Origin of the sequence: Photobacterium salinisoli (assembly GCF_003614885.1) — a bacterium.
GTDB classification, from domain to species: domain Bacteria; phylum Pseudomonadota; class Gammaproteobacteria; order Enterobacterales; family Vibrionaceae; genus Photobacterium; species Photobacterium salinisoli.
On the sequence record NZ_QZMS01000007.1, the window covers coordinates 1,594,634 to 1,620,686 of the forward strand.

At 48.3% G+C, this 26,053-nt stretch carries 24 protein-coding genes and 1 riboswitch; of the genes, 9 read left to right on the plus strand and 15 right to left on the minus strand.

Annotation, left to right across the window (positions count from 1 at the left end; translation table 11 throughout):
- The first annotated feature begins 81 nt into the window (after positions 1-81).
- The 4 genes from mnmA (at position 82) to D6M16_RS08000 (ending at position 4,509) form a co-directional block, all read left to right on the plus strand.
- Positions 82-1,191, plus strand: coding sequence for a tRNA 2-thiouridine(34) synthase MnmA (mnmA, locus tag D6M16_RS07985; RefSeq protein ID WP_120511336.1), 1,110 nt, complete (start codon positions 82-84; stop codon positions 1,189-1,191).
- Between the two features lie 11 nt (positions 1,192-1,202).
- Positions 1,203-1,820 carry a high frequency lysogenization protein HflD gene (hflD, locus tag D6M16_RS07990; protein ID WP_120511337.1) on the plus strand — a complete coding sequence of 206 codons (618 nt, stop codon included), beginning with the start codon at positions 1,203-1,205 and terminating at the stop codon, positions 1,818-1,820.
- Positions 1,821-1,893: 73 nt separating this feature from the next.
- Positions 1,894-3,261 (plus strand): adenylosuccinate lyase, encoded by a 1,368-nt coding sequence (gene purB, locus D6M16_RS07995; protein WP_120511338.1) that lies wholly within the window; start codon positions 1,894-1,896, stop codon positions 3,259-3,261.
- Positions 3,262-3,375: 114 nt separating this feature from the next.
- Positions 3,376-4,509: a ribosomal protein uL16 3-hydroxylase gene (locus tag D6M16_RS08000; protein ID WP_120511339.1), complete on the plus strand. Its 1,134-nt coding sequence runs from the start codon at positions 3,376-3,378 to the stop codon at positions 4,507-4,509.
- Between the two features lie 72 nt (positions 4,510-4,581).
- On the opposite strand, the gene D6M16_RS08005 is transcribed toward D6M16_RS08000, so the two are convergent.
- The 12 genes from D6M16_RS08005 to moaA all read right to left on the minus strand — a co-directional run bounded on the left by D6M16_RS08005 (position 4,582) and on the right by moaA (position 17,628).
- On the minus strand, positions 4,582-6,696 hold the full coding sequence (locus D6M16_RS08005; protein WP_120511340.1) for a methyl-accepting chemotaxis protein: 2,115 nt from the start codon (positions 6,694-6,696) through the stop codon (positions 4,582-4,584).
- 168 nt (positions 6,697-6,864) lie between these two features.
- A complete protein-coding gene (gene oppF, locus D6M16_RS08010; protein WP_120511341.1) occupies positions 6,865-7,854 on the minus strand; it encodes a murein tripeptide/oligopeptide ABC transporter ATP binding protein OppF in 990 nt (329 codons plus the stop codon).
- Positions 7,854-8,819: an ABC transporter ATP-binding protein gene (gene oppD, locus D6M16_RS08015; RefSeq protein WP_120511342.1), complete on the minus strand. Its 966-nt coding sequence runs from the start codon at positions 8,817-8,819 to the stop codon at positions 7,854-7,856. The genes oppF and oppD overlap by 1 nt, the downstream gene beginning before the upstream one ends.
- An 80-nt stretch (positions 8,820-8,899) precedes the next feature.
- Positions 8,900-9,811: an oligopeptide ABC transporter permease OppC gene (gene oppC / locus D6M16_RS08020; RefSeq protein WP_120511923.1), complete on the minus strand. Its 912-nt coding sequence runs from the start codon at positions 9,809-9,811 to the stop codon at positions 8,900-8,902.
- 15 nt (positions 9,812-9,826) lie between these two features.
- Positions 9,827-10,747: an oligopeptide ABC transporter permease OppB gene (gene oppB, locus D6M16_RS08025; RefSeq protein WP_027252783.1), complete on the minus strand. Its 921-nt coding sequence runs from the start codon at positions 10,745-10,747 to the stop codon at positions 9,827-9,829.
- A gap of 101 nt (positions 10,748-10,848) precedes the next feature.
- Complete coding sequence (locus D6M16_RS08030; RefSeq protein WP_120511343.1) at positions 10,849-12,480, minus strand: ABC transporter substrate-binding protein; 1,632 nt, start codon at positions 12,478-12,480, stop codon at positions 10,849-10,851.
- Positions 12,481-12,933: 453 nt separating this feature from the next.
- Positions 12,934-13,107: a hypothetical protein gene (locus D6M16_RS22175; RefSeq protein WP_162940953.1), complete on the minus strand. Its 174-nt coding sequence runs from the start codon at positions 13,105-13,107 to the stop codon at positions 12,934-12,936.
- Positions 13,108-13,745: 638 nt separating this feature from the next.
- Positions 13,746-14,756 (minus strand): porin, encoded by a 1,011-nt coding sequence (locus tag D6M16_RS08035; RefSeq protein WP_162940954.1) that lies wholly within the window; start codon positions 14,754-14,756, stop codon positions 13,746-13,748.
- Between the two features lie 644 nt (positions 14,757-15,400).
- Entirely contained in the window at positions 15,401-15,856 is a 456-nt protein-coding gene (gene moaE, locus D6M16_RS08040; RefSeq protein ID WP_120511345.1) for a molybdopterin synthase catalytic subunit MoaE, read from the minus strand.
- Between the two features lie 3 nt (positions 15,857-15,859).
- A complete protein-coding gene (gene moaD, locus D6M16_RS08045; RefSeq protein ID WP_120511346.1) occupies positions 15,860-16,105 on the minus strand; it encodes a molybdopterin synthase sulfur carrier subunit in 246 nt (81 codons plus the stop codon).
- Positions 16,102-16,602 (minus strand): cyclic pyranopterin monophosphate synthase MoaC, encoded by a 501-nt coding sequence (gene moaC, locus D6M16_RS08050; RefSeq protein WP_120511347.1) that lies wholly within the window; start codon positions 16,600-16,602, stop codon positions 16,102-16,104. Before moaC ends, moaD begins: the two co-directional genes overlap by 4 nt.
- 36 nt (positions 16,603-16,638) lie before the next feature.
- A complete protein-coding gene (gene moaA / locus D6M16_RS08055; RefSeq protein WP_120511924.1) occupies positions 16,639-17,628 on the minus strand; it encodes a GTP 3',8-cyclase MoaA in 990 nt (329 codons plus the stop codon).
- A riboswitch (molybdenum cofactor riboswitch) is annotated at positions 17,617-17,783 on the minus strand. It overlaps the preceding gene by 12 nt.
- A 203-nt stretch (positions 17,784-17,986) precedes the next feature.
- Here moaA and D6M16_RS08060 point away from each other — a divergent pair.
- From D6M16_RS08060 to yvcK, 3 genes are all read left to right on the plus strand, one after another.
- Complete coding sequence (locus D6M16_RS08060) at positions 17,987-18,214, plus strand: hypothetical protein (protein ID WP_027252790.1); 228 nt, start codon at positions 17,987-17,989, stop codon at positions 18,212-18,214.
- A 206-nt stretch (positions 18,215-18,420) separates the two neighbouring features.
- Positions 18,421-18,996 (plus strand): LON peptidase substrate-binding domain-containing protein, encoded by a 576-nt coding sequence (locus tag D6M16_RS08065; RefSeq protein WP_120511925.1) that lies wholly within the window; start codon positions 18,421-18,423, stop codon positions 18,994-18,996.
- 141 nt (positions 18,997-19,137) lie between these two features.
- The gene (yvcK, locus tag D6M16_RS08070) at positions 19,138-20,037 is read left to right on the plus strand and encodes a uridine diphosphate-N-acetylglucosamine-binding protein YvcK (RefSeq protein WP_120511348.1); all 900 of its coding nucleotides are present in this window, start codon (positions 19,138-19,140) and stop codon (positions 20,035-20,037) included.
- Here the strand turns inward: yvcK and D6M16_RS08075 are convergent.
- The 3 genes from D6M16_RS08075 to uvrB form a co-directional block, all read right to left on the minus strand.
- Entirely contained in the window at positions 19,999-20,358 is a 360-nt protein-coding gene (locus tag D6M16_RS08075) for an Hpt domain-containing protein (protein ID WP_120511349.1), read from the minus strand. The two genes, yvcK and D6M16_RS08075, sit on opposite strands and share 39 nt — an antisense overlap.
- Positions 20,359-21,810 carry a quorum-sensing sigma-54 dependent transcriptional regulator LuxO gene (luxO, locus tag D6M16_RS08080; RefSeq protein WP_240435549.1) on the minus strand — a complete coding sequence of 484 codons (1,452 nt, stop codon included), beginning with the start codon at positions 21,808-21,810 and terminating at the stop codon, positions 20,359-20,361.
- Positions 21,811-22,195: 385 nt separating this feature from the next.
- Positions 22,196-24,217, minus strand: coding sequence for an excinuclease ABC subunit UvrB (gene uvrB / locus D6M16_RS08085; RefSeq protein WP_120511350.1), 2,022 nt, complete (start codon positions 24,215-24,217; stop codon positions 22,196-22,198).
- A 664-nt stretch (positions 24,218-24,881) separates the two neighbouring features.
- Here uvrB and rsxA point away from each other — a divergent pair.
- Together rsxA and rsxB are read left to right on the plus strand one after the other, a co-directional pair.
- Complete coding sequence (gene rsxA / locus D6M16_RS08090) at positions 24,882-25,463, plus strand: electron transport complex subunit RsxA (protein WP_120511351.1); 582 nt, start codon at positions 24,882-24,884, stop codon at positions 25,461-25,463.
- Positions 25,464-25,465: 2 nt separating this feature from the next.
- A complete protein-coding gene (gene rsxB, locus D6M16_RS08095) occupies positions 25,466-26,050 on the plus strand; it encodes an electron transport complex subunit RsxB (protein ID WP_120511352.1) in 585 nt (194 codons plus the stop codon).
- Positions 26,051-26,053: the final 3 nt, after the last annotated feature.

Here is a 26,053-nt window from a genome sequence, read left to right on the forward strand (position 1 = left end):
GAAGCGGTTCTCGATCTGTTTCAGTTCGCAGCTTTCTGATAGAATTACGCCCTTATCACTTATTCAAGATTGAAGAGAAAAATGTCAGATAACAGCCAGAAAAAAGTTATTGTCGGCATGTCCGGCGGCGTCGATTCCTCGGTTTCTGCTTACCTGCTACTTCAACAGGGCTATCAGGTAGAAGGCCTGTTCATGAAGAACTGGGAAGAAGATGACAATGACGAGTACTGCTCAGCGGCAGAAGATCTCGCGGACGCACAGGCTGTGTGCGACAAACTGGGCATTCATCTTCATACGATCAACTTTGCTGCTGAGTACTGGGACAACGTGTTCGAATACTTTCTTGCAGAATATAAAGCTGGCCGTACTCCAAACCCTGACATTCTGTGTAACAAAGAAATCAAATTTAAGGCATTCCTGGAGTTTGCCGATGAAGTGCTGGATGCTGATTATATTGCCATGGGTCACTATACCCGTCGCACTTTCCCTACCCAGCCAGGTCAAAAAGCGCAGATGTTACGCGGACTGGATAACAACAAAGACCAGAGCTATTTCCTGTACACCCTGAGCCACGATCAGATTGCTCGCAGTCTGTTCCCTGTTGGTGAGCTTGAAAAGCCGGAAGTACGCCGCATCGCGGAAGAACAAGGGCTGGTCACCGCCAAGAAAAAAGACTCTACCGGTATCTGTTTTATCGGAGAGCGCAAGTTCACCGAATTTCTGGGTAAATATCTGCCTGCGCAGCCAGGCGATATTGTCACGGCTGAAGACGGTAAGGTTATCGGACAGCATCAGGGACTGATGTACCACACCCTGGGCCAGCGCAAAGGTCTGCTGATTGGTGGTTTGAAAGACAGCTCAGATGAGCCTTGGTATGTCGTTGATAAAGATATTGAAAATAATCTGCTGATTGTCGGACAAGGGAAAAATCATCCGCGCCTGCTCTCTAACGGTCTGGTCGCCGCTCAGCTGCACTGGGTGGATCGCGAACCGGTTCGTGAGCCTGTAAAATGCACAGTGAAGACCCGCTATCGTCAACAGGATACGCCTTGCACCATTATTCCTGTCGATGACAACAGCATCAAAGTCATTTTTGATGAGCCACAAATCGCAGTAACACCAGGCCAGTCAGCTGTGTTTTATCAGGGTGATGTGTGTCTTGGCGGCGGCATCATTGAAGAGCGGATTTAAAGGGACAGTCCATGGCTTATACAATTTATGACAGAACCATTGCGTTTGCAGGCATTTGCCAGGCAGTGAAATTAGTACAGACTGTTGCTCGCACAGGTACTTGTGATAACGACGCTTTCGTCACCTGTTTACGCACCCTGACCTCGACTAATCCAAACAACGTGATTGAAATTTTTGGTGAAGAAGCTGACCTCAGGTTAGGCCTCAGCACCATGATCAACGAAATCGACAATACACCGGCAGGCAGTGAAATTACCCGCTATCTGGTCAGCGTAATGGCGCTGGAACGTAAGCTGGCCAGCCGTCGCGACAGTATGGCGCAACTGGGTGATCGGATTGATATGGTGAAACGCCAGCTGGATCATTTCGACCTGCTTGATGAGCAGATGATCAGCAACCTGGCGAGTGTCTATCTCGATATCATCAGCCCGCTAGGACCGCGCATTCAGGTCACAGGAACACCGGCTCAGCTGCAGCAACAGCATGTGCAGCACAAGGTACGAGCTCTGCTGCTGGCCGCAGTTCGCAGTGCAGTATTGTGGCGTCAGGTCGGCGGTAAGCGCCGTCATCTGATCTTTGGCCGCAAACAGATGCTTGAACAGGCAAAAATCATTCAGGCCCGAAGCTAAACATTATTCTCAGTGAGCGCCTGTTGGGCGTTCTGTAACTCAGCTATAACCCTTTAATCAGGAGAGAGACATCATGGAACTGTCAGCATTGACTGCTGTTTCCCCGGTAGACGGCCGCTACGGTAGCAAAACCAGCGCACTGCGCAGTATCTTCAGTGAATTTGGTCTGCTGAAATACCGTACCATCGTTGAAATTCGCTGGCTGCAAAAACTGGCAGCGACTGACGCTATCGCGGAAGTTCCAGCCTTCAGCGCTGAAGCCAATGCCTTCCTGGATCGTATTGCCGCTGAATTCAGCGAAGAAGATGCCCTGCGTATCAAAACCATTGAACGCACGACTAACCACGATGTGAAAGCCGTGGAGTACTTCCTGAAAGAAAAAGTGGCTGATCAGCCTGAGCTGCACGCGGTGAATGAATTCATTCACTTTGCCTGTACTTCTGAGGACATCAACAACCTGTCACACGCTCTGATGCTAAAAGAAGCGCGTGAGCAAGTCATGCTGCCTGAAGTACGTAACGTGATTGACGCCATTAAAGCACTGGCAGTGGAATACCGTGAAGTTCCTCTGTTGTCCCGCACACACGGCCAGCCTGCTTCTCCAAGTACCATGGGTAAAGAAATGGCGAACGTGGCGTACCGTATGGAACGTCAGTACCGTCAGATTGAACAGGTTGAGCTGCTGGGTAAAATCAATGGCGCCGTTGGTAACTACAATGCGCACCTCTCTGCTTATCCGGACATCGACTGGCACCAGTACAGCGAAGAATTCGTCACCTCTTTGGGTCTGGACTGGAACCCGTACACCACACAAATTGAACCACACGATTATATCGCTGAACTGTTTGACGCCTTTGCCCGCTTCAATACTATCCTGATCGACTTTGATCGTGATGTCTGGGGTTATATCGCACTGGGCCACTTCAAGCAGAAGACCATTGCCGGTGAAATCGGTTCTTCCACCATGCCGCATAAAGTCAACCCGATTGACTTTGAAAACTCGGAAGGCAACCTGGGTCTGGCGAATGCTATTTTTGCCCACCTGGCTCAAAAGCTGCCGATTTCCCGCTGGCAGCGTGACCTGACCGACTCCACAGTATTGCGTAACCTGGGTGTGGGCTGCGGTTATGCCATCATTGCTTACACATCAACCCTGAAAGGGATCAGCAAGCTGGAAGTCAATCAGGCGGCACTGGAAGCCGAGCTGGACAAAAACTGGGAAGTGCTGGCCGAGCCGGTACAGACAGTGATGCGACGTTACGGTATCGAAAAACCGTATGAGAAGCTGAAAGAGCTGACCCGCGGCAAGCGTGTCGACGGCGAAGGTATGCGTCAGTTTATCGATGGTCTGGATTTGCCGGAACACGAGAAAACACGCCTGAAAGCCATGACACCAGCTAACTACATTGGTGATGCCGTTAAACTGACCGATCAACTCTGATAGGCTTGTTTTCCGTCTCTCAAGGCCAGCATAGACTGCTGGCCTTTTTAGTTTCTGCCGCTCTGCCACCATTCACTGATATAATCCCCCTCAAATTTCTAACCGATGAAGACTATGTATCAATTTACCTTCTCGTTCAGCGAGTTCTTATCGACTTACTGGCAAAAGCAACCCACAGTGATTAAAGGCGGTTTTGCCGATTTCGTTGACCCTATCTCGCCAGATGAACTGGCCGGACTGGCGATGGAAGAAGAAGTCGACTCTCGTTATATCTCACGTCAGGGTGAAAACTGGCAGGTAGAGCAAGGGCCACTGAGCTTTGAAAACCTGCCGGATGATCACTGGTCTTTCATGGTCCAGGCGGCCAACCACTGGCACAGCGGCGCGGCCAGACTGGTAAAACCGTTTCAGGCCATGCCCGGCTGGCTGTTTGATGATCTGATGATCAGCTACTCCACGCCAGGCGGCGGTGTCGGCCCGCATTTCGACCAGTATGATGTATTCATTATTCAGGGTTCAGGACAACGCCGCTGGCGTGTCGGCCCGCGCAAAGATAACTACGAAGAATGCTTCCGTCACCCGAACCTGCGCCAGATCACCGGGTTTGACCCCATCATTGATGAAGTGCTGGAGCCGGGCGATATACTTTATATTCCCGCTGGCTTCCCCCATGACGGTTACGCGCTGGAAACCGCAATGAGCTACTCAATGGGATTCCGTTCACCGAAACAACAGGAGCTGCTGAGCAGCTTTGCTGATTTCATCATCGAAAATGAACTGGGCGATCAACATTATCACAACCCGGATCTTCCGGCTCGTGACAAAGTCGGCGAGCTGCCAGCCAGCGAATGTCAGGATCTGATCGCCATGATGCGCAGCCTGATGGAACAACCGGAAACCATGAATCAGTGGCTGGGAGAATATTTAAGCCTGAGTCGCCATAACATGGATGTGATCGCAGCCGATCCAGCCTGGTCTGGTGATGAAATCGTGGGCGCTCTGATGCAGGGCGAAACGTTTTTTAAGATTGGCGGTCTGCGCGCTTTTTACCATCAGGGGCATCCACACACCGTCTATATTGATGGCGAGTGCTACGAGTTACCCGCGGGTTGCGAACATGCCGCCGACTGGCTATGCAATCAGGGCAGTTTCTCTATTGCAGAGGTGGGTGAGCTCATCAATAACTCAGCCTTAATTTCACTGCTGACCCAATGGGTCAACATGGGGTACTGGCATCAGGCCGACTAAATCAGCGTCCCCTTAAGGTAGAAAAGCCCGCGATGCGGGCTTTTTTGATCACACTGGCTGCGTCTGGCGCTATTACACTTTGAACTGACCCGCTAACTCTTGCTGTTTGTGAGACAAGGACGTTAAGCGCTGACCTATAGTGGCCGAGTTTTCAGCCTGTCCTAAAATAGTCTCACTCAGCTCACGGATATTCGATACGTTACGGTTCACTTCTCCGGCGACCGCACGTTGCTCTCCGGCAGCATGCATGATTTGCTCATTCATTGACTGGATGGCGCGGACCGCCTCGGTAATACGCTTCAGGCTCGCCACAGCTTCACTGACCTGATGCGCGGTATCGCCTGCCAGCTGATTGCCTTCTTCAATCGCATTCACCACATCACGGGTACCCTGCTGCAGCACCTCAATCACATTACGTATCTGGCCGACAGAATCCTGAGTACGGCTGGCTAGCTGGCGCACCTCGTCCGCGACCACTGCAAATCCCCGGCCTTGCTCTCCGGCACGCGCCGCTTCAATGGCCGCATTCAGGGCCAGCAGGTTTGTCTGCTCTGAAATGCCGGCAATCACCTGCAGAATCTGATTGATGTCTTCGCTGTTTCGTTCCAGATCACGAGCAACAGGAACCGCCGTTTCCATCCGGGAGACCAGGTGGTTCATTGACTCAGCAGAGGCATGAATCACTCCCTGACCCTCAACAGCAGCAGAGTCTGCATCGCGGGCAGCGCCAACAGCGGTTTCGGTATGACTGACAACCTGCTCGGCCGTCTGCGACATTTCTTCAGAAGCCGTCGCCACCATATCCACTTCTTTAAACTGCGCCTGACTGCCATCACGGGTATGGCTGGCCACCTGCGCAGCTTCATTGGCGGTTGTGCCGACTTCATCAACCGCAATGATCACTTGTGAGATGGTGTGCTGTAATTTATCCAGGAAGCGGTTAAACCAGGTTGCCAATTCACCCAGTTCGTCTTGCTGGCCGACATCAAGGCGCTGGGTTAAATCCCCCTCTCCCGAGGCAATATCCTTCAGTCGCTCAGCTATCTGGCGAATCGGGGCTACCAGCCGGGCTGCGGCAAACCACAGCATCAGCAGGCCTGACGCGGCAATCACCAGGCTCGCAAGCAGTTGAATGGCGGAAGATTCATCTCGCTGTTTCTGAATCGCATGATCCAAGCTCATTGCTTCAGCCAGCACTTTTTCAGCCGGTAACTGAATGACCACGCCCCAGGTTGTCTGGCCCAGTTCAACCGGATTGTAAGCCGTCAGCCAGGTTTGATCCTGACTCCAGCCCACCACTTGTTTGCCCTGTCTGAGCCAGTCGGTCAGCGTTGCAGGCAGGCCATCGCCTGATATTACCGTACTGCCCACCCTGCCACTGGCCTGGTCCCAGGCAACCACAGTACTGTTCTGACTGACCAGAGAAACCTTACCACTGGCGTTAAACAGGTTCTCGTCAACGGTATTAATGACACTCTGCAAGGAATCCAGTTTAACATCGATGCCCATCACACCTATGGCTTTACCATTGGCAATCAATGGGATAGTAATCGAGCTCAGCAGCACATTCTGACCATTATCGGTCGAAAATACCGGATCCTGAACGCAGGATTCCCTGCCATTGAGGCTGCAGGTATACCAGGCATTGGTGGCCTTATCGCTAATTTTCGCTTCACTGATAATACGTTGTTCGGCGTCGCCACTTTCGCCACGGAACCAATAGGGTGAGAATCGCCCCGTCGCATTGGCTCCCACATAGGCGGCATCAACGTAATTACCATCTTCACCATCTAGAGCATCTGGCTCAAACACCACAAATGCGCCATGAATATTGGCAAATTCATTGACAGAGCGGCGGAGTAACTCGGTGATCGAGCCGCGCAGTTCTGCGCTGTTGGTATAATTTTCTTCCGCGTTATATTTCAGAAACAGGACACTCTGGGCCAGCATCTCTGCCCGGTGTGACGCTTCATCAAAAAATTGCTGGACAGAAATCGCCTGTCTTTCAGCCTGTGCTTTTACCAGCTCTTGCGACTGATTGCGAAGCGAACTGAAAGATTGCTGGCTGACCAGTTGCTGGCTTTGTCCCGAAAAGTAAAACGAGAGGCTGGTGAGTACTGCAGCGGTTGCCAGTAAGGCAAAACCCGCCATCAGGGTAATTTTCCACTGAACCGAAAGTGACCGCATATAACCATCCTTGTAAGTCAAATCAGTCAAAATGTAACTTTTGGTGACAACAACATCAATTAGATGTTAACAGAACACTCAAAAGTTTGATTTTTATTCAATTTTTCTGAGATGTAACAAAAAAAGCGCGGGTTTTACGCCGCGCTTAAAGCCTGTCACAGGCTTAAATCAGTGCACATTCAGGCAAGCCACGGCATGTACATCTCCGCCTTCTAATTGAGGCTTTTTCTGCGCACAACTGTCGGTTGCCTGCGGGCAGCGTGTTCTGAACACACAGCCCGAAGGTGGATTCATCGGTGAAGGTAAATCACCTTCAAGCAACTGAATGGTCTTATTGCGCTCCTTCTCCGGATCCGGAATAGGGACAGCAGACATCAGTGCCTTGGTATAAGGGTGCTTAGGTCCGTCAAACAGCGCATCGCCCTCACCGATTTCAACGGCATTACCCAGATACATCACCATGACGCGATCCGAGATATGCTTCACCACCGACAGGTCGTGGGCAATAAAGATCAGGCTCAACCCCATCTCTTTCTGCAGTGACTTCAAAAGGTTGACCACCTGAGCCTGGATAGACACGTCCAGTGCCGATACCGGCTCATCACAAATAATCAGCTTAGGTTTCAGGATCAAGGCGCGCGCAATACCGATACGCTGACACTGACCACCGGAAAACTCATGCGGGTAGCGGTTGATCACGTTAGGTAACAAGCCCACCTTGTTCATCATTTCTTTCACCCGCGCTTTCACTTCATCTGTGGTCAGTTCCGGATAAAAGGTTTTCAGCGGCTCGGCAATGATATCTCCCACCGTCATACGCGGGTTCAGAGAGGCCAGCGGATCCTGGAAAATCATCTGAATCTCTTTGCGTTTTTCACGCATGGCATTGTGTTCCAGCTTAGTCAGATCCTGACCCAGCCAGACCACATTGCCTTCTGTGGCCTGAACCAGACCAATCACAGCTCGGGCAAAGGTCGACTTACCGCAGCCCGACTCACCCACAACGCCCAGCGTCTCACCTTCGTAAAGGCGAATTCCAACCCCGTCGACCGCTTTCAGCTTGAGCGGCTTGGTCCAGGGCCAGGCTGACTTTGGTGCAATGTTGAAGTGAACCTTGAGATCTTTAATATCGAGTAAAACTTTCTTTTCGGCTTGCATTACCACGTCCCCACATCAGAAAAACATGCACGTAAACGACCTTCAGCAAAAGGTTCCAGTGTCGGTGCTTCCTGTGAACAACGGCTGCTGACACGGTGGCAGCGTTCCTGATACGGGCAGCCCACAGGCAGGCGCAGTAAGTTTGGCGGATTGCCAGGGATCGTCGGCAGTTCTTCGCCTTCGGTATCCAGGCGCGGAATCGCTTTGAGCAGGCCTTCGGTGTAAGGATGGGCAGGTTTATAGAAAATCTCATCGATTTTGCCATATTCCATGGTACGGCCAGCATACATGACCAGTACTTTGTCACAGCTACCAGCCACTACGCCCAGATCATGAGTGATCATGATGATGGCTGTATTGAAGTCACTTTTCAGTTCATTGAGCAAATCCATGATTTGCGCCTGTACGGTAACATCCAGTGCTGTCGTCGGTTCATCGGCAATCAGCAGTTTCGGACGGCACAGCAAAGCCATGGCAATCATCACACGCTGACGCATACCGCCGGAAAACTCATGCGGGTACATGGTAATTCGCTTACGTGCTTCCGGAATTTTCACCGCATCCAGCATACGCACGCTTTCTTCAAACGCTTCAGCACGCCCCAGGCCTTTGTGCAGCATCAGCACTTCCATCAGCTGATCGCTGACTTTCATATAAGGGTTCAGCGATGTCATCGGGTCCTGAAAAATCATCGCAATCTGCTCGGCACGGATCTTATTGAGTTCACGCTCAGGCAGATTCAGGATTTCACGCCCTTCAAATTTCGCGCTGCCGCTGATCTTACCGTTCTTGGCAAGCAGGCCCATAATGGAGAACACGGTCTGGCTTTTGCCTGATCCCGATTCACCCACTATCCCCAGAGTCTCACCCTGGTTCAGAGAAAAATTCAAATCATTCACTGCGGTGACAATACCATCTTGCGTGGTGAATTCTACGCGCAGATCTTTGACATCTAATAAGCTCATATTTCACTTCCTTATCTTGCCGCCGTACAAGCAGTGTCCCAGCAAGGTAACCTGAACAGCGGCAATGAATATTCCTTGGTTTATCTGTCTTTAGGATCCAGCGCGTCACGCAGACCATCACCCACATAGTTAAAGCAGAATAAGGTCAGGACCATAAATATTGCAGGGAACAACAATTGCCAGATGGCAATCTCCATTGTTTGTGCCCCTTCTTGCAGCAAGGCACCCCAGCTGGTCATGGGTTCCTGTACACCCAGGCCAAGGAAACTCAGGAAAGATTCAGTCAAAATCATCTGCGGTACCAGCAGTGTTGAATACACAGCAACAATACCCAGTACATTAGGCACGATGTGGCGCGTAATGATATTCCAGCGGCTGACACCAGACACATGGGCCGCTTCGATAAACTCCTTGCTGCGCAGTGACAGCGTCTGACCACGTACGATACGAGCCATATCCAGCCAGGAAATCGCACCAATCGCCACAAAGATCAGCATGATATTACGACCAAAGAAGGTCACCAGAACGATCACGAAGAACATAAACGGAATCGAGTACAGAATTTCCAGAATACGCATCATGACACGGTCGGTGCGGCCGCCAAGGAAGCCAGAAGTTGCGCCGTACAGGGTGCCGATAACCACAGCAACCAGGGCGCCAAGGATACCGACCATCAATGAGATACGGCCACCGATTAGGGTACGCGTGAACAAATCCCGCCCCAGACTGTCTGTGCCGAACAAGTGTCCTTCCGGCCCAAAACTTGGTGCGGCATGCAATGCATACCAATCGGTGTCATCAAAGGCGTACTGACTGAACATAGGCCCGAAAATAACAGCCAGACAGATCAAAGACAGAATGGCCAGACTGATCATGGCGGCTTTGTTACGTGTAAATCGGGTACGGGCATCCTGCCACAGACTGCGGCCTTCAATTTCCAGCTGCTCTGAAAACTTCTCTACCGCGTTTACGTTTTCTTTTTTAGTTAACATCATCGGTCAGCTTCCTTAGTAGCGGATTTTCGGATCGATATACGCCAGGACAATATCAACAATTGCGTTGAACAGAATGGTCAGCGTACCGATCAGAATAGTAATACCAAGCACCAGTGAATAATCACGGTTGAAAGCTGCATTCACGAACAGCTTACCAATTCCCGGCAGACCGAAGATGGTTTCAATCACCACAGAGCCTGTGATAATACCGACGAAAGCCGGGCCCATGTATGAGACAACGGGCAACAAAGCCGGCTTGAGCGCATGCTTCACTATGATATACGGATAGCTCAGACCTTTAGCACGGGCGGTACGGATAAAGTTACTGTTCAGTGTTTCGATCATGCTGCCACGGGTTATACGGGCAAATGTCGCCACATACAGCAGCGCCATACCCAACATAGGCAGCAGCATGAATTTAACCGAGCCATCCTGCCAGCCGCCGGCAGGCAACCATTGCATGTTGATCGAAAAGATATAAATAAGGACAGGTGCCAGAATAAAGGATGGCATCACTACCCCGGCCATGGCCGTTGACATGATCAGGTAATCAAGCCAGGTATTCTGTTTGAGTGCAGCCAGAGTACCGACAGTCACACCCATCACCAGTGCAAACACAAAGGCAAAGAAACCAATTTTTGCAGAAACAGGCAGAGCATCCTGAACCAGCTCATTCACGCTGAAATCTTTATATTTAAAAGACGGGCCAAAGTCGCCCTGCAGAATATTACCCAGGTAGGTGGTGTACTGTTCGAAAACAGGTTTATCCAGACCATACTTAGCTTCGATATTTGCCATTACTTCCGGCGGAAGTGGGCGCTCACTTGAGAACGGATTACCCGGCGCGAAGCGCATCAGGAAAAATGAGATTGTGATCAGAACCAACAGCGTTGGGATCGCCTCAAAAATCCGTTTTGCAACAAATTTAATCATAATTGTTACCGACTAATAGCTGTGACAGAATTGCCGCACCTCCTCACCCTGCTTGAGGAGAAGATGCGGGCTAGTCTTATATTTTTGATTCTTGCTGTTTATTATTCAGCAATGATGTACATGTCTTTGGTGAACATCTTGTCTTCCGCATTATTACGTGGGTAACCACCCACTTTCGGGTTCACAAGACGTGCTTTCACGTACTGATAGATAGGCGCGATAGGCATATCCTTCGCCAGCAATTTCTCAGCTTCGACATACAGCGCTTCACGCTCAGCATCAGAGGTTGTCTCTAGTGCTTTAGCCATGATGTCGTCGTACGCTTTGCTGTGATAGCGAGGATCGTTAGATGTGTTGTTGCTTTGCATCAGAGACAGGAAGCTCGATGCTTCATTATAGTCGCCACACCAACCGGCACGGGTGACAGAGAAGTTACCCTGACGACGGTTGTCCAGGTAGGTTTTCCACTCCTGGTTTTCCAGCTCAGCGGTTACACCCAGGCTCTTCTTCCACATTGAGGCGATGGCAACTGCAATTTTCTTGTGGTTTTCTGAAGTGTTATAGAGCAGCGTAAAGTTCAGCGGATTGCTGCTGTCAAAGCCTGCTTCTTTCAGCAATTCTTTGGCTTTTGCCACACGCTCTTTTTGCGTCATACCAGCATATTCTGGCGCAACCGGATCAAAGCCTGCGGTAATTTCTGGTGTCAGGAAGTAAGCCGGTTTCTGGCCCTGACCCAGCAGTGCTTTGGTGATGATGTCACGGTCAATCGCAAAAGACAGGGCTTTACGTACACGTACATCATCAAATGGTGCCTTCGCGTTATTAAAGCCGTAGTAGTAAGAACACAGGTTACCAGAGATAGCCACATCTTCAGGATGTTCTTTTTCCAGACGACGGAAATGCTCATTCGGCAATTCGTTAGTGATATCAATTTCGCCGGCCAGGAAGCGGTTCATTTCAGCAACCTGGTTTTCGATAGGCAGGTAAGTCACTTTGTCGATGACTGTGTGCTCGTTATCCCAGTAGTAAGGGTTACGCTTCATTTCGATGCGTTCATTCACTACCCAGTTGTCCAGCACATAGGCGCCGTTACCCACAAAATTTTCTGGCTTGGTCCAGTCATCACCAAATTTTTCAACCACTTTCTGGTTGACGGGTTTCACTGTGGTGTGGCCCATCATCTTAACGAAGTAAGGAACGGCCTGCTCAAGCTCAATACGCAGTGTGTTGTCATCTTGTGCAAAAACACCCAGAGCGTCTTTATCTTTCTTTCCGGCAATGATGTCGGCGGCATTCTTCATGGTAGTCATTTCCAGATACCATGAATAAGGGGAAGCAGTCGCAGGATCTACGGCACGCTTGAAACTGTAAACGAAGTCACCGGCGGTGACAGGATCACCGTTTGACCATTTAGCATCTTTGCGCAGGTGGAAAATAAACGTGCGGTTATCTTTGGTTTCCCAGCTTTCAGCAACACCTGGAACTGTATTTCCGTCACCATCCTGGTTAACCAGACCTTCCAGCAGATCGCGAATAACGTGGGACTCCGGCACACCTTCCGTTTTGTGCGGGTCGATAGAAGCAACCTCAGTACCATTTCCGCGTACCAGTTCTTGCTTCTCAGCCAGTTTCACACCAGCTGGTACATTTGCGGCCATTGCAGAAAATGAAGCAGCTGCAACAGAAACACCCGCGCCAAGCAGAAGTGCCTGAGTAATTTTGTTCTTAAACATGCATTATCTCCAATACATTATTTCATTGCGTCCATGACTTTCTCCGACCTGGTTAACAATAACCGTTTTCATGCATTGTTATTCCAATTAACAACAATGAAACAGCCGAAGAATTGGTTGAAAACTTTAACAGTAACTAACAATATTTGCCATAAAATCATCACAAAACAGAGAACACACCTCATAAAAATGACAAATAAAGATGAAAAATTCGATTGAAAATACACAGACAGATATTTTATCCACTTTATTCAGTGTTAACAGTTAATATAGCTAAACATACTGATAACATGAATAACCGTGCAATTTAATGGCATAACAAATCAATTTATTGCCATTTTATATGGTGATCAATTCAATTTTCACAAATATGCAACCTGTAACTTTCAGAAGCATGACCGAAAGCAATAAAAAAAGCGCCAAAAATGACGCTTTTCGAATGCAAAATAATGGCTATTTTCGCTCTGATTCCGTTCTTAACTGTGAGTGGTTGTCATCCAAGGTCTCACTTTTCCGATCTTGCTGCATGTCACGATCATCGTGTATGTGATCAGAAAATGGGTCTCTAACGCCCGCTTCTTCCAGAATCTGTTTCACTCGTCTGTTCGATACGCGTCTGTGCTTCATACCCCCTCCTTTACTAAAACAGAAAATCAATGAGTCATTTACTGTATTAAGATTTCAGGTTGGTAAAAACAATTATGCCTTCATTATTGGCGCAATTATTGCCACGGCTTTTTGCCGCAGATATTAACTATGGCACAAAATTTCATGCTCTGCCGGAGGCAGGTTTTAAGAACAAAAGCGCATAAAAAAAACGCTGTTAGATTTTGTTTTCACATCCCCATTTCAACGCAATTTTCAAGTATCTCAGCCAGATTTTTAGCGCTAATATCACCGATATTGGCAGGGCTATTCTACTGGCCGCAGTGAAGGCAAATGCCAATCAACCTGTTCCTGAATATTTCCGTTAGTGATCGAGAGTGCAACTATGAGACCAGCCGGCGGCGCATCACGCCCCAGCCCTTCACGAGTCCGTCATGGCTACATGCCACCAGCGCGTAAAGTGAAAGAAGAAGAAGGTATTAAGTAAGCATTTAAGAGTTTTTGTCTGCTCTTAAGCTAATGAAATAGCCCCAGATTTGGGGCTATTTTTTGTTTTGTACTTTATTCGTTTGTAACCTGCTGATAAACATAAACCCGGCACCATGGCACCGGGTTCAAAGGCAGTAGTACTTGCAAGTTACGAACTGCTGTTACGTTTCTTAGAAGTAAACGTAGTAACCAAGAACGATTTTATTATCGCCATCGACAATTTTGGTGTCGTATCCGTTGCCAGTGTTAGCATCTTCATAGGCAATTGTAGCACCGTCATTGTAAGCGTATTCCAGGAACGCTTTAGACCAGCTGTTTACTTTATACGTTGTACCAACATAGATTTGAGTAAAATCTTCTTCCAAACCGTTGCTTACATCGTAATTTACAAATTCATAACCAGCGTAAGCATTTACTTGGCTATTGAAGCTATATACACCTGACAGCTGATAACCATCCATGTCGATTGAATCGCTGTTGCTCTTATCTTCGATAGAACCGTTCAGATAAGTGAAGGCAATACCAGCAGCCCCCATAGTGTATTCTGCAGTAACCTCAGCATGTGTGTTTTTCACATCGCGGCCGCCAGCATCAGCAAAAGCAGCAGCGGAAACTACACCACCACCAGCATGCAGGTTGAGATTACCAAAAGAAGTACCAACGAAGAACTCAGTTGCTTCTGGGTTTGCACGATCTTCAGACATGTTGTACGCAGAGTTAATCCAGAAAGACTCACCTTCGTAAACGTACTTGATCATTGAGTCTAGCTTACCGCCAGTTACAGCTTCAGAGATGAAACCAATTGGCGCACCACCATAGTAGTTAGAGTAATCAGCACCCCAAACGTCATCTGCTGGCGTAGTCTGGAAACCAAAGCTGACTTTACCGTAATTAGTTTCAACACCACCAAAGTGCAGACGGCTCTGAATATCGCCAGTCATGCCTACTTCGTATTGACCAAAAACGCTAACATCATTATTTACGGCAAATTTTGCTTTTACACCTGTTCGGGAGCTTCCTGCATCCAGTTTAGTGTCTTTGTCTTCTTCTTGTTTGAAAACGGTACGAATCTGGCCATACAGCTCTACGTATTTGCCTTCTTCGTTAACCAGCTCATAAGCATTCGCTGTGTTGGCAATCAATAAGGTAGGGATTGCTACTGCTAAAAGTGTCTTTTTCATTTTACATTCCTGTAACGATTTTATGTTATTTGGCCCCATCCAAGGACGACAAAAACTTAACAGGCACTGAACAGTGGTGCAACAGAACATTTCAACAGGAATGTAACAAGCCAGCATAAAAATCCACCAATCCAACAAGTGTGATCACGATCCACCATGAATAAATACTCACGCAATTAAAATAAATACCCAAATGATACGCGTTACATTGAATGAGGCTTATCATTCCATTCACAAACCTGAACCTAAGCTTAATATTTTTTGGTTATAAGTTTTAATAAATAGGAACAAAAAAGATATAAATATTTTTTTGAACTTTATGAATTAGCGGTTACCCGGCTACATAAAAAAAGTGTCATTTTTCACCCTTCACGTTGTTAATACTGTGTTTACAAACATGGATAGAGCAAAATTTCGCCTGCATGATGAGAGACTGGTTTTATACACTTGATATGCATTTTTCCGGGAAATATATGCATTTCAGATGAATATGAAATAACACCAGAAAGCAGAATACTGGGTGAAAAGTATAAAATGACGAAAAAATAAGAAAGGTTTCACTAAGGCGGGAAGATTAATAGGTGTTTATCTCTACACTGAGACAGACGATGGAAGACACACCTATTAATCAGAGTATTTAACAGTTATTTTTGCCAGCGCTGCCTGGCTTGCTGATCTGTTTCACGGGCATCGACCCAGTTTGTTTCACCTTCCCTGACCTCTTTCTTCCAGAAAGGCGCCTCGGTTTTCAGGTAATCCATAATGAATTCACAGGCTTGAAACGCTGCTCCCCGGTGCGCACTGGATACACCGACAAACACAATCTGATCCCCCGATTCCAACTGGCCAACGCGATGAATCACAGTGGCAGCCAAAACCGGCCAGCGTGATTTCGCTTGTTCAACAATGGATAACAACGACTTTTCCGTCATCCCGGGATAATGTTCCAGCGTCAGGCTCGACACGGATTCGCCCAGGTTCATATCTCTCACTTTTCCAACGAAAGTCACTACCGCGCCAGCCTGATTTCCTTCGGCTAAGGCTTCATACTCTTCGGCGACACTGAAATTCTCGGCCTGTACCAGAATTTTATCTGTCATCTTTTACCCTCCGGTAACCGGTGGAAAAAAGGCCACTTCGTCACCATTATTCAGTTGAGTATCCAACGGGCAGATGGTTTGATTGACGGCCACCAGCAATTTATCGTTATCCAGTGCCAGCGCCCATTTCTCACCGCGCGACGACAAAAATGCACGTAAATCTTCAGCTGTTGAATACTCAAATGGCAGTTGCAACTGATCTTCACCGATCAACTCACGCACTTGCGCAAAAAATAACACTGTGATCATAGTCCCTCTCCTTGGCTCTCCGCTGTTACCTGAAAATCGCCGGATTTTCCGCCGCGTTTTTCCAGTAACCTGACAGGGCCGATGACCATGTCTTTCTGTACCGCTTTACACATATCATAAATGGTCAATGCCGCCACCGATGCTGCCGTCAGTGCTTCCATTTCAACGCCGGTTTTCCCTGCCAACTTACAGGTAGACACAATACGTACCCGGTTCAGTTCAGGCTGAGCCTCTAACTGAACTTCGACTTTCGAGAGCAGCAGTGGATGGCAAAGGGGGATCAGATCCCAGGTTTTCTTTGCCGCCTGAATGCCGGCAATTCTGGCAGTCGCGAACACATCGCCTTTGTGATGCTGGCCGGAGACTATCAATTGCAGTGTTTTATCCGACATAGTGACGAAAGCTTCTGCTTTCGCTTCACGAACGGTTTCAGCTTTTTCCGATACGTCCACCATGTTCGCTTCGCCGGACGCATTAATGTGAGTCAGTTCTGTCATGAGTTTCTCTTTAATATTGAATCAGGGAAAACTGCGTTAGCCGCCAATAGAAGCCAGATGAGGCGTCATACCCGTAATGCCATCCTCTAGGTAATGACTGACGGATTTTTCTGTCAGTCCCCCCCGGATTCTGGCAATCAGCGCATCGTGCTGATTATCGCTGGCCAATAAATCCCGCAGTTCAACACCATGATCACCGAACAAACAAAGGTGCAGCTTACCCCGCGCCGAGACTCTCAACCGGTTGCAAGTTGTACAAAAGCCTTTTTCATAAGGCATGATCAGACCAATCTCACCCAGATAATCAGGATGATAAAATACCTGCGCAGGACCATCGTTCAATCCGCGGGGTTTAAGTAACCAGCCATTGGCTATCAGCGTATTACGAATACTGACACCGGATACATGACGTTGCCTGAACAGCTCATCCATCTCGCCTGTCTGCATGAGTTCAATAAAGCGAAGCTGAATGCGGCGATCTTTTATCCATGCCAGAAACTGTGGTAACTGTTCGGCATTCATGCCTTTGAGCAATACAGTATTTACTTTGATCTGCTCGTAGCCGGCTTCAAAGGCTGCATCGATACCACGCATCACCTGATGAAACAGATTTTCACCGGTAATAAGATGGAACTGGCGGGGATCCAGACTATCGACACTGACATTTATATTTGTCAGCCCGGCCTGACGCCATTGATGAACCTGCTTCTCCATCCGGTATCCATTCGTGGTGGTTGCCACTTTTTCGATACCAGGCTGTGAAGCGACAGTATGGATGATATCGGTAAAATCCCGTCGCAAGCTCGGTTCGCCGCCGGTAATCCTTACTTTGGTCGTACCGCAGTCAGCAAACGCCGACGTGACACGGCGAATCTCGTCCAAGGTAAGGAAAGAGGGCTTTTTGCCATGCTCAGGATGATAGCCATCAGGCAGACAGTAAGTACACCTGAAGTTACAGACATCAGTGATTGACAGACGCAAATAATAGAATTTGCGCTGGAAGTTATCTTCAAATTGTTTCGCCACGGAACACCTTTCCAAATACGGGAGGCCAGCTCATTTCTGAACTCACCCTGAGTGAAACCAGCACAGGCCGGTCACTGGCGACACCCTCTTATCATGGACGATTCCGTTATGTCTGCATGACTTAGAAGAGAGTCGCTCGGAGTTTTGATGGCAGTTATGCGTCAGAATATTTTACAAAGAATTTTCACACTCTTCACAGAAAACACACAACAGCGTTGTAATTTCACATTACCAGAGTTTAGCTCTGATTGACAAATAATTGAGAATTACCTTTTTAAGTCTACCCCTAGCCCACAGAAGCGACAATACTACTAAGGAGTAGTCTCTTTTATCTGAGCGGATGTAGCAGGGAGGGGTTATGTCGGACATTGTAGAATCTGCAACCGTTGAAGACATTGCTTTGTATCTACAACGGGAAGAAGGGATTGATGCCCATCTTGCCCGCAGTCAGGCCAAGCAGGTCATAGACAGCTTTACCGATATGAGAAGCAAAGGGTTAATCAAGGGCTGGTATTTTGACGAGCAAAATCATTTAGAACTGTTACCCAGCGATGCTGCGATGAAAATCATCGCCAATCATAAGTAGGATTGCCGCAAACAGTTATGCTGCCTGTTCATGCAATTTGCAGAGGGATATTTGCAATTTGCAAAGCGATTTGCATTTCAAAACGATGGCAAATTTATGACAAAGCTATACTGCATATGAAAATCCGGCATCCAATTTGCAGTGGGTATGTTAAGCAACGTCGATGAGACCAAGAACCAACTAAAATGAAAAAATTGGAGCCGACAATGAGTGACATGATCCCACTGATATTTCAACAGCGTCACATCCTGCCAGGCGGTCGGATCCCAGTACGTATCCCGCCAGGCAGCCAGATGGAGACATTCAAAGTTGCCCTGGCATCTGACAATGGCTTCGGTATCTGTATGTTCGATGAGGACGAACATGGTCAGCATTTTTGTTATATAGGTACCCGAGTTACTGTCGAAGATTTTGACATTTCCAGTCAGGATGGTGCCTTGATCGCGACTTTATACGGACACAGCAACTTCCGGATAAAATCGCTTAATCAAGCTGACAATGGCGTATTTTATGCTGAGCCTGAGGATATTCCCCAGTGGCCTGATATGACACTGCGTGACGATCAGCAACCATTGGCTGAAAAACTTCAGGTGATGTTTAACAATCACCCGGAGTTGGACAAACTGCATCAGACAAAATACCTGAATAATCTCAGTTGGTTATGCCAGCGCTGGCTTGAACTACTGCCACTGCCGGCATTTCAGAAGCAGGCCTTGCTGACAGCGCCAAATTGCCTGAATACTTACGATTATCTTCAGAGCATCATGCAGCAAAACCACTGATCATTGATCGCCAGCCAGCACTGAAATAGGTGCTGGCTGCACATTTTGTTCCACTGCAGCGGAATGCCGCTTTCCCACTCGCCTGCCCTTAGGTACACTTTCGATTCAGCACATTATTCAATCACGAGCATTCCTTAACCTATGAGCAGCCATGTATCTCCATCCTCTGCCAGAATTGTCGCTATCGGCGGTGGTCACGGCCTGGGGCGAATTCTGTCCTCCCTTTCCTGCTTTGGTTCAAATGTTACAGGCATAGTGGCAACGACTGACAATGGCGGCTCTACCGGGCGTATCCGAGCCTCCATGGGCGGCATTGCCTGGGGAGATACCAGAAACTGTATCAATCAGTTAATCACCGAGCCATCTATTGGCTCAATGCTATTTGAATACAGGTTCAGAGGTAATGGCGATCTTAACGGGCATAATCTTGGCAATCTCATTCTGACTGCATTAGACAACTTATGTATTCGTCCGCTTGAAGCCATTAACCTGATCCGGGAAATCCTGCACGTGGAGACTCAGATCCTCCCGATGTCAGAACACCCGACAGATCTTGCCGCCTGGCTACCCGACGGTAATATCATCAGCGGTGAAACCAGCATTGATGAGCTTCAACAGATCCCAAAGCGCCTGTTCATCGAACCCTCAGTGCCCGCAACTAAAGAAGCGTTAATCGCCATAAAAGAAGCGGATCTTGTCCTGCTTGGACCGGGCAGTTTTCTGACCAGTATCATGCCGCCACTGTTGTTAAATGACCTGGCCCATGAACTGAAAATCTGCAATGCGCCCGTCTATTTCATTGCCAATCTCGATAAAGAAAAAGGGCCGGCAGGCAGCATGTCGCTTGAGACCATGTTGTACTGGTGTGAAAGGGCGATGGGAGGAAGAAAAATTGACGGTATCTTATCGGACAAGCACAGGCCTGAGCTGAACGAAGGCTATGACCAGGTGGTTGGGGAGTTTGCCTCCCGCAACCATGAATGGCGCCATGACCGGCAGAAACTAAAAAATGCGGTTGAAGGCCTCCTGATTCGACGCTAAATACCGGTACTGTTGCGCCATGTCGCCCACCAGCTGTTGCAGCTCAGGTAGGTGATCGTTGACCCAGGACTCCTGGCCCTGTTTGACTCGTGATTCACACTCCTGAGCCATTTGGGCTAATTCATCAGCGCCAAAACTGGCGGCGCTGCTTTTTATCGCGTGGCTAATCTCCCGGATTTGCATCACGCTGGGCTGCTCAGTTAATTGCTGTAAATATTGCTCTAACTCGCCGCTGAAAACTTCAAGCAAGAGTGCAACAGTTTCCTGGCCAACTTCAACAGCCAAGCGTTTTAATGTTGCTTCATTAATATTGGCAGTCATTTATTCTTTCTCCCTTTGACTACTCTCGGCCTCTTGCCAAGCCTGTAATTTTCTATAGATGGTAGAGGGGCTCACTTCCAGTAAACCAGCCGCTCTGGGAATATTCCCGTCACAGGCTGCGATTGCTGACTGTATTGTCCGCTTTTCTACCTTCCACAATGGTTCAATCTGACTGGGACTCACAACGGACAAACTATCCACAGCGTGGATGGCCGTTTGTGGTTCCGGTAAAGACAATGTGGACACAGCATTAACTGATGCAATTTCAACGCCAGAAACTGACTTCAGGGAGGGAGGGAGCATCTGAACGAGTACTTCTTCGCCATCATTGAGCACAACAATGTTGCGGATAACGTTTTGCAGCTCACGCACATTCCCGGGCCAGGTATGCTGACGGAAGCGCTCAATCACGTCTGGTGAAAAGCGACTAAAGCGCTTGCCTTCTTCCACCGAGATATGCCCCAGTAAAGCATGAGCAATTTCAATGACATCGTCACTGCGATCCCGAAGCGGTGGCAAACTGATAGGAATAACATGCAGCCGGTAATACAGGTCTTCGCGAAAACGCCCTTGTTTAACCTCTTCCCAGGGATTGCGGTTGGTGGCACAAACGAAGCGGACATCAACCGAGCTGGTAACAGAAGAGCCGACCTTCTGGAAAGTGCCAGTCTGAATAAAACGTAGCAATTTGCTTTGCAATTCCAAATCCATTTCGCAAAGCTCGTCCAAAAACAAGGTGCCTTTGTTGGCCAGCTCAACGGCGCCTTGTCTTTCAGTCAGCGCACCGGTGAACGCGCCTTTCACATGACCGAACAATTCACTTTCTATCAGCTCTTTAGGAATAGCAGCACAGTTCAAAGCAACAAAAGCATTATTCGCTCGCGGGCTCGCAGCGTGAACGGCTTCGGCACACACTTCCTTGCCGGTTCCACTTTCACCGGTAATAAACACGGTTGCTTTACTGGACGCCGCGGATTCAATCACACGATACACCGCCTGCATGGGCAGACTGGTGCCGATAAAACCTTGATATTGCGCTCCCTGAGTGACTGATATTGCTTTATTGTCGTTCTTGTCATTTTTCAGGGCATTGTTCACCGTGATACGCAGCCGATCCGCTTCGCAGGGTTTGATCAGGAAATCTTTAGCGCCATAACGCATCGCTTCCACGGCCACATCGATGGAACCATGGGCCGTCATAATCACCACAGGCAGCTTAGGGTGCTTTTTACGTACCTTCTCAAGTACCGTCATGCCTGTCATGTCCGGCAAGCGTAAATCTAACAGCACCAGCTCAGGCACCGAGTCTTTCATGGCTGCCAGTGCTTCCGCGCCGGTACCCACTATTTTGACGTCTAACCCTAACGGATTAAGGTAGGATTTATACAAGGCCGCAACTGATGCAGTATCTTCTACCATCAGTACTTGTCGTACTTTCAGCTTGTTATCCATTTATCCTCCGACGCAGTTTCCCTGATCTCATTGTAATCACTAGAAAAAAATGCTGCCTGCTGACTTTTGTATTATTACCCATTTACCATTTCGCATTGCAAATCGGTTTGCAAAATGCGAAAAACTACCTCTAGTATAACTTTTTTGTGCAGACATGGTGACCAGAAATCCCAAATAATCACTTTTCGGGGCCCTTTAAAAAGTTGGCACGCTTGCTGCATTAATATAACCGACTCTGATAGAGTCAACCTAGCCAACTGACGTTGTTTGTGGAATATTTTCACTTAAACAATGATGCCAACCGAACGATTTACGGTTGGCTTTTTTTTTGGCTGCGTTTTAGCAGGAGGGCAGCAGGAAGCCGCCCTCAGACAGGAAAGTACTTTCAGCTGTTAGCGATGAACTGCTCGCGAAGCGAATGAATTTGATCACGTAACTGTGCCGCTTTCTCAAACTCCAGCTCCTGAGCCATATCATACATTTGCGCTTCCAGTTTCTGGATTTCAGTTTCCAGTTCCTGCGGCGACATCAGGCTATAGCTGCCCCGGCGCTCCGCCACTTTATGTAACTGCTCGGCTTTACTGGCTCGGCGCGAACGTCCTTTACCCAGTTCCATGATATCCGCAACCTGCTTGTTCAGAGCCTTAGGTTCAATACCTCTTTCCCGGTTATACGCATCCTGCTTTTCCCGGCGTCGTTCAGTTTCAGACATTGCGCGCTGCATCGAACCCGTGATGCGGTCGGCATACAGAATGGCTTTGCCTGACAGGTTACGCGCAGCACGGCCAATGGTCTGAATCAGTGAACGCTCAGAACGCAGAAAACCTTCTTTATCTGCATCCAGAATCGCGACTAAAGACACTTCCGGCATATCCAAACCTTCTCGCAGCAGGTTAATGCCGACCAGCACATCAAACTCACCCAAGCGTAAATCACGAATGATCTCAACCCTCTCGACTGTATCTATGTCTGAATGCAGGTATCTGACCCTGACACCATGCTCATCCAGGTATTCAGTAAGATCCTCGGCCATACGCTTGGTCAGGGTGGTCACCAGCACCCTTTCATTAATCGCGGCACGGAGTCGGATTTCCGACAACAAATCATCAACCTGAGTGGACACCGGCCTGACTTCAATAACCGGATCCAGCAACCCTGTCGGACGGACAACCTGCTCAGCAATATCGTTACCGGATTTGTTTTTTTCATAATCGCCGGGCGTGGCAGAAACATAAATCGTCTGAGGCGCCAAAGACTCGAATTCTTCAAACTTCAGAGGCCGGTTATCAAGGGCGGAAGGAAGGCGGAAACCGTATTCAACAAGATTTTCCTTACGGGAACGGTCCCCCCGGTACATAGCGCCTATCTGCGAGACAGTCACGTGCGACTCATCAATAATCAGCAGGCCATCGGGTGGTAAGTAATCAAAAAGCGTTGGCGGTGGCTCGCCTTCGGCACGGCCGCTGAGATAGCGTGAATAGTTTTCGATACCTGAGCAAAAGCCAAGCTCATGCATCATTTCCAGATCAAACTGCGTGCGCTGAGTAATACGCTGCTCTTCCACCAGCTTATTATTGTCAATGAGTTGCTGACGGCGAATGGCCAGATCAACTTTGATTTTTTCCACCGCTTCAAGGATACGTTCGCGAGGCGTGACATAGTGGGTCTTAGGATAGATAGTCGCCCGCGGCATATCTTTTTGAATGATAGCGCCGGTCAGCGGGTCAAACCGGCTGATACAATCCACTTCATCATCAAAAAGCTCAATACGAATCGCGTCATGATCCGATTCAGCCGGAAAGATGTCGATTACCTCGCCTCTCACCCGAAAGTTGCCGCGCTCAAAGGCAAGATCATTGCGTGTGTACTGCAATTCCGCCAACCGCCGCAGAATATCTCGCTGATCCATCATGTCGCCCCGCCGTACATGAAGCATCATTTTCAGATAAGAGTCTGGATCACCCAACCCATAGATAGCCGAGACAGAAGCAATAATCACCACATCCCGACGCTCCATTAAGGCTTTCGTGGCGGACAAACGCATCTGTTCGATATGTGCATTCACAGAAGAATCTTTTTCTATGAAGGTATCTGTAGAAGGCACGTAGGCCTCTGGCTGGTAATAATCGTAGTAAGAAACAAAGTACTCAACCGCATTATCCGGAAAGAACTCTTTCATTTCCCCGTAAAGTTGCGCCGCCAAGGTCTTATTCGGCGCAAGTATCAGAGTTGGCCTGTCTGCGCTGGCAATGACATTGGCCATAGTAAATGTTTTCCCTGAGCCAGTGACACCGAGCAGGGTTTGGTGTGCCAGACCGGAATCCAGACCTTCCAATAACTGTTTTATAGCTGTCGGCTGATCCCCAGCCGGGGCAAATGCTGAAGCCAGATTGAAGGATTTACTCATGACATCGTCCGAAAAGTTCAGGTAATTGGATCTGATTCCATTGTGAGGCCACCAATATACTTGTCAACCAAGAAAGGTGAAATCGGCTATTGACCCAGACAAAATGTCGACGTAATATCATGCGCCTCAGTGGCACCCCTGCTGAATGATCACTGTCAAAAAAGTGATACTCCATGTCAAATTTCCAGCTAAATTATACGCACTGCGAATAGATCACCATCCACAGCTTATCCTCAAACAGCATTTTTTCATTCACAGTCTCCTGATTATGAAAACTGATGTAGAGCTAAAATTCTAATTTGATTTTTTCAGCTTTATCGTTTTCTTTCTTGCTCCTCTGAAACAGCAGCTTATCTCATCACTATGATATCGATTACAAATAGATTACTCATAAAGAAAATACCTCGGTTTGCTGTTTACCCGCCCACAATCAACACAGTTATCCACAGTTTCCGTGGATAAGTAGTCCAACCCCTTGTCTCTTCTGGTTTAGCAAAGATCAAGTCATTTTTTCCTGTTCTGACACGAGACTATTTGGGCGCGATTTACGCCTCAATTCGGCTAAAAGAGCAACAAACTTGAAAAACCCTTTGGCTGAGGAGTTGTTATAGCCGTCACAAAGGCAGATAATGTACCGCTCACTGGCAAGCATAAAAAAGTTGGTATGACGGAATACCTGTTACTTCTGATCGGCACCGTACTGGTCAACAACTTCGTTTTGGTCAAATTTCTGGGACTCTGCCCCTTTATGGGGGTGTCTAAAAAGCTGGAAACCGCCATTGGTATGGGGCTAGCCACGACTTTTGTCCTCACACTCGCCTCTGTGAGTGCGTATTTGGTCGAAGCTTACATTTTGCAGCCTTTAGGCATTCAATACCTGCGCACGCTCAGTTTTATTCTTGTGATTGCGGTAGTCGTTCAGTTCACAGAAATGGTCGTACATAAAACCAGTCCGACACTGTATCGGTTGCTGGGCATTTTTCTGCCCTTAATCACAACCAACTGTGCCGTTCTGGGTGTCGCTCTGCTCAATATCAATGAACGTCATAATTTCATTGAATCCGTAGTGTACGGATTTGGCGCCGCTGTCGGTTTTTCTCTGGTGCTTGTGCTCTTTGCTGCAATGCGCGAACGTATCGCGGCTGCCGACGTACCTTCCCCTTTCAAAGGCGCATCCATTGCTATGATAACGGCGGGTCTGATGTCGCTCGCCTTTATGGGCTTTACCGGACTGGTTAAACTGTAATTATGAGCGGAATCTTAATTGCTATTATAGCTATCGCTGTCCTTGCTGCGATTTTTGGCCTGATCCTGGGCTTTGCTGCAGTTCGCTTCAAAGTCGAATCGGATCCAATTGTTGAACAAATCGATGCCATCCTGCCACAGACCCAATGTGGTCAGTGCGGCTATCCTGGCTGTCGTCCTTATGCCGAGGCAATAGCCAATGGCGATGAAATCAACAAGTGTCCGCCGGGTGGACAGGCGACCATCGAAAAGCTGGCCGATTTAATGGGTGTTGAAGTCAAAGACTCGGCCCATGATGCAGAAAAAAGCATAAAAAAAGTGGCTTTTATTCATGAAGATATGTGTATCGGCTGCACCAAATGCATCCAAGCTTGTCCGGTTGATGCTATTGCGGGTGCGACAAAAGCGCTGCATACCGTTATCAAAGATGAGTGTACCGGCTGTGATCTCTGCGTTGCCCCCTGCCCGACGGATTGCATTGAGATGATCCCGGTTGAATCGACGCCTGAAAGCTGGCGCTGGAACCTGGATCAAATACCCGTGGTCAATCTTCCTGCCACTGAGCACCACGGTAATAAGGTAGAATAACCG

Coding starts and splice junctions, on each gene's coding strand:
- mnmA (WP_120511336.1), top strand. CDS start 82: ATGTCAGATAACAGCCAGAAAAAAGTTATTGTCGGCATGTCCGGCGGC.
- hflD (WP_120511337.1), top strand. CDS start 1,203: ATGGCTTATACAATTTATGACAGAACCATTGCGTTTGCAGGCATTTGC.
- purB (WP_120511338.1), top strand. CDS start 1,894: ATGGAACTGTCAGCATTGACTGCTGTTTCCCCGGTAGACGGCCGCTAC.
- D6M16_RS08000 (WP_120511339.1), top strand. CDS start 3,376: ATGTATCAATTTACCTTCTCGTTCAGCGAGTTCTTATCGACTTACTGG.
- D6M16_RS08005 (WP_120511340.1), bottom strand. CDS start 6,696: ATGCGGTCACTTTCGGTTCAGTGGAAAATTACCCTGATGGCGGGTTTT.
- oppF (WP_120511341.1), bottom strand. CDS start 7,854: ATGCAAGCCGAAAAGAAAGTTTTACTCGATATTAAAGATCTCAAGGTT.
- oppD (WP_120511342.1), bottom strand. CDS start 8,819: ATGAGCTTATTAGATGTCAAAGATCTGCGCGTAGAATTCACCACGCAA.
- oppC (WP_120511923.1), bottom strand. CDS start 9,811: ATGTTAACTAAAAAAGAAAACGTAAACGCGGTAGAGAAGTTTTCAGAG.
- oppB (WP_027252783.1), bottom strand. CDS start 10,747: ATGATTAAATTTGTTGCAAAACGGATTTTTGAGGCGATCCCAACGCTG.
- D6M16_RS08030 (WP_120511343.1), bottom strand. CDS start 12,480: ATGTTTAAGAACAAAATTACTCAGGCACTTCTGCTTGGCGCGGGTGTT.
- D6M16_RS22175 (WP_162940953.1), bottom strand. CDS start 13,107: ATGAAGCACAGACGCGTATCGAACAGACGAGTGAAACAGATTCTGGAA.
- D6M16_RS08035 (WP_162940954.1), bottom strand. CDS start 14,756: ATGAAAAAGACACTTTTAGCAGTAGCAATCCCTACCTTATTGATTGCC.
- moaE (WP_120511345.1), bottom strand. CDS start 15,856: ATGACAGATAAAATTCTGGTACAGGCCGAGAATTTCAGTGTCGCCGAA.
- moaD (WP_120511346.1), bottom strand. CDS start 16,105: ATGATCACAGTGTTATTTTTTGCGCAAGTGCGTGAGTTGATCGGTGAA.
- moaC (WP_120511347.1), bottom strand. CDS start 16,602: ATGACAGAACTGACTCACATTAATGCGTCCGGCGAAGCGAACATGGTG.
- D6M16_RS08060 (WP_027252790.1), top strand. CDS start 17,987: ATGTCGGACATTGTAGAATCTGCAACCGTTGAAGACATTGCTTTGTAT.
- D6M16_RS08065 (WP_120511925.1), top strand. CDS start 18,421: ATGAGTGACATGATCCCACTGATATTTCAACAGCGTCACATCCTGCCA.
- yvcK (WP_120511348.1), top strand. CDS start 19,138: ATGAGCAGCCATGTATCTCCATCCTCTGCCAGAATTGTCGCTATCGGC.
- D6M16_RS08075 (WP_120511349.1), bottom strand. CDS start 20,358: ATGACTGCCAATATTAATGAAGCAACATTAAAACGCTTGGCTGTTGAA.
- luxO (WP_240435549.1), bottom strand. CDS start 21,810: ATGGATAACAAGCTGAAAGTACGACAAGTACTGATGGTAGAAGATACT.
- uvrB (WP_120511350.1), bottom strand. CDS start 24,217: ATGAGTAAATCCTTCAATCTGGCTTCAGCATTTGCCCCGGCTGGGGAT.
- rsxA (WP_120511351.1), top strand. CDS start 24,882: ATGACGGAATACCTGTTACTTCTGATCGGCACCGTACTGGTCAACAAC.
- rsxB (WP_120511352.1), top strand. CDS start 25,466: ATGAGCGGAATCTTAATTGCTATTATAGCTATCGCTGTCCTTGCTGCG.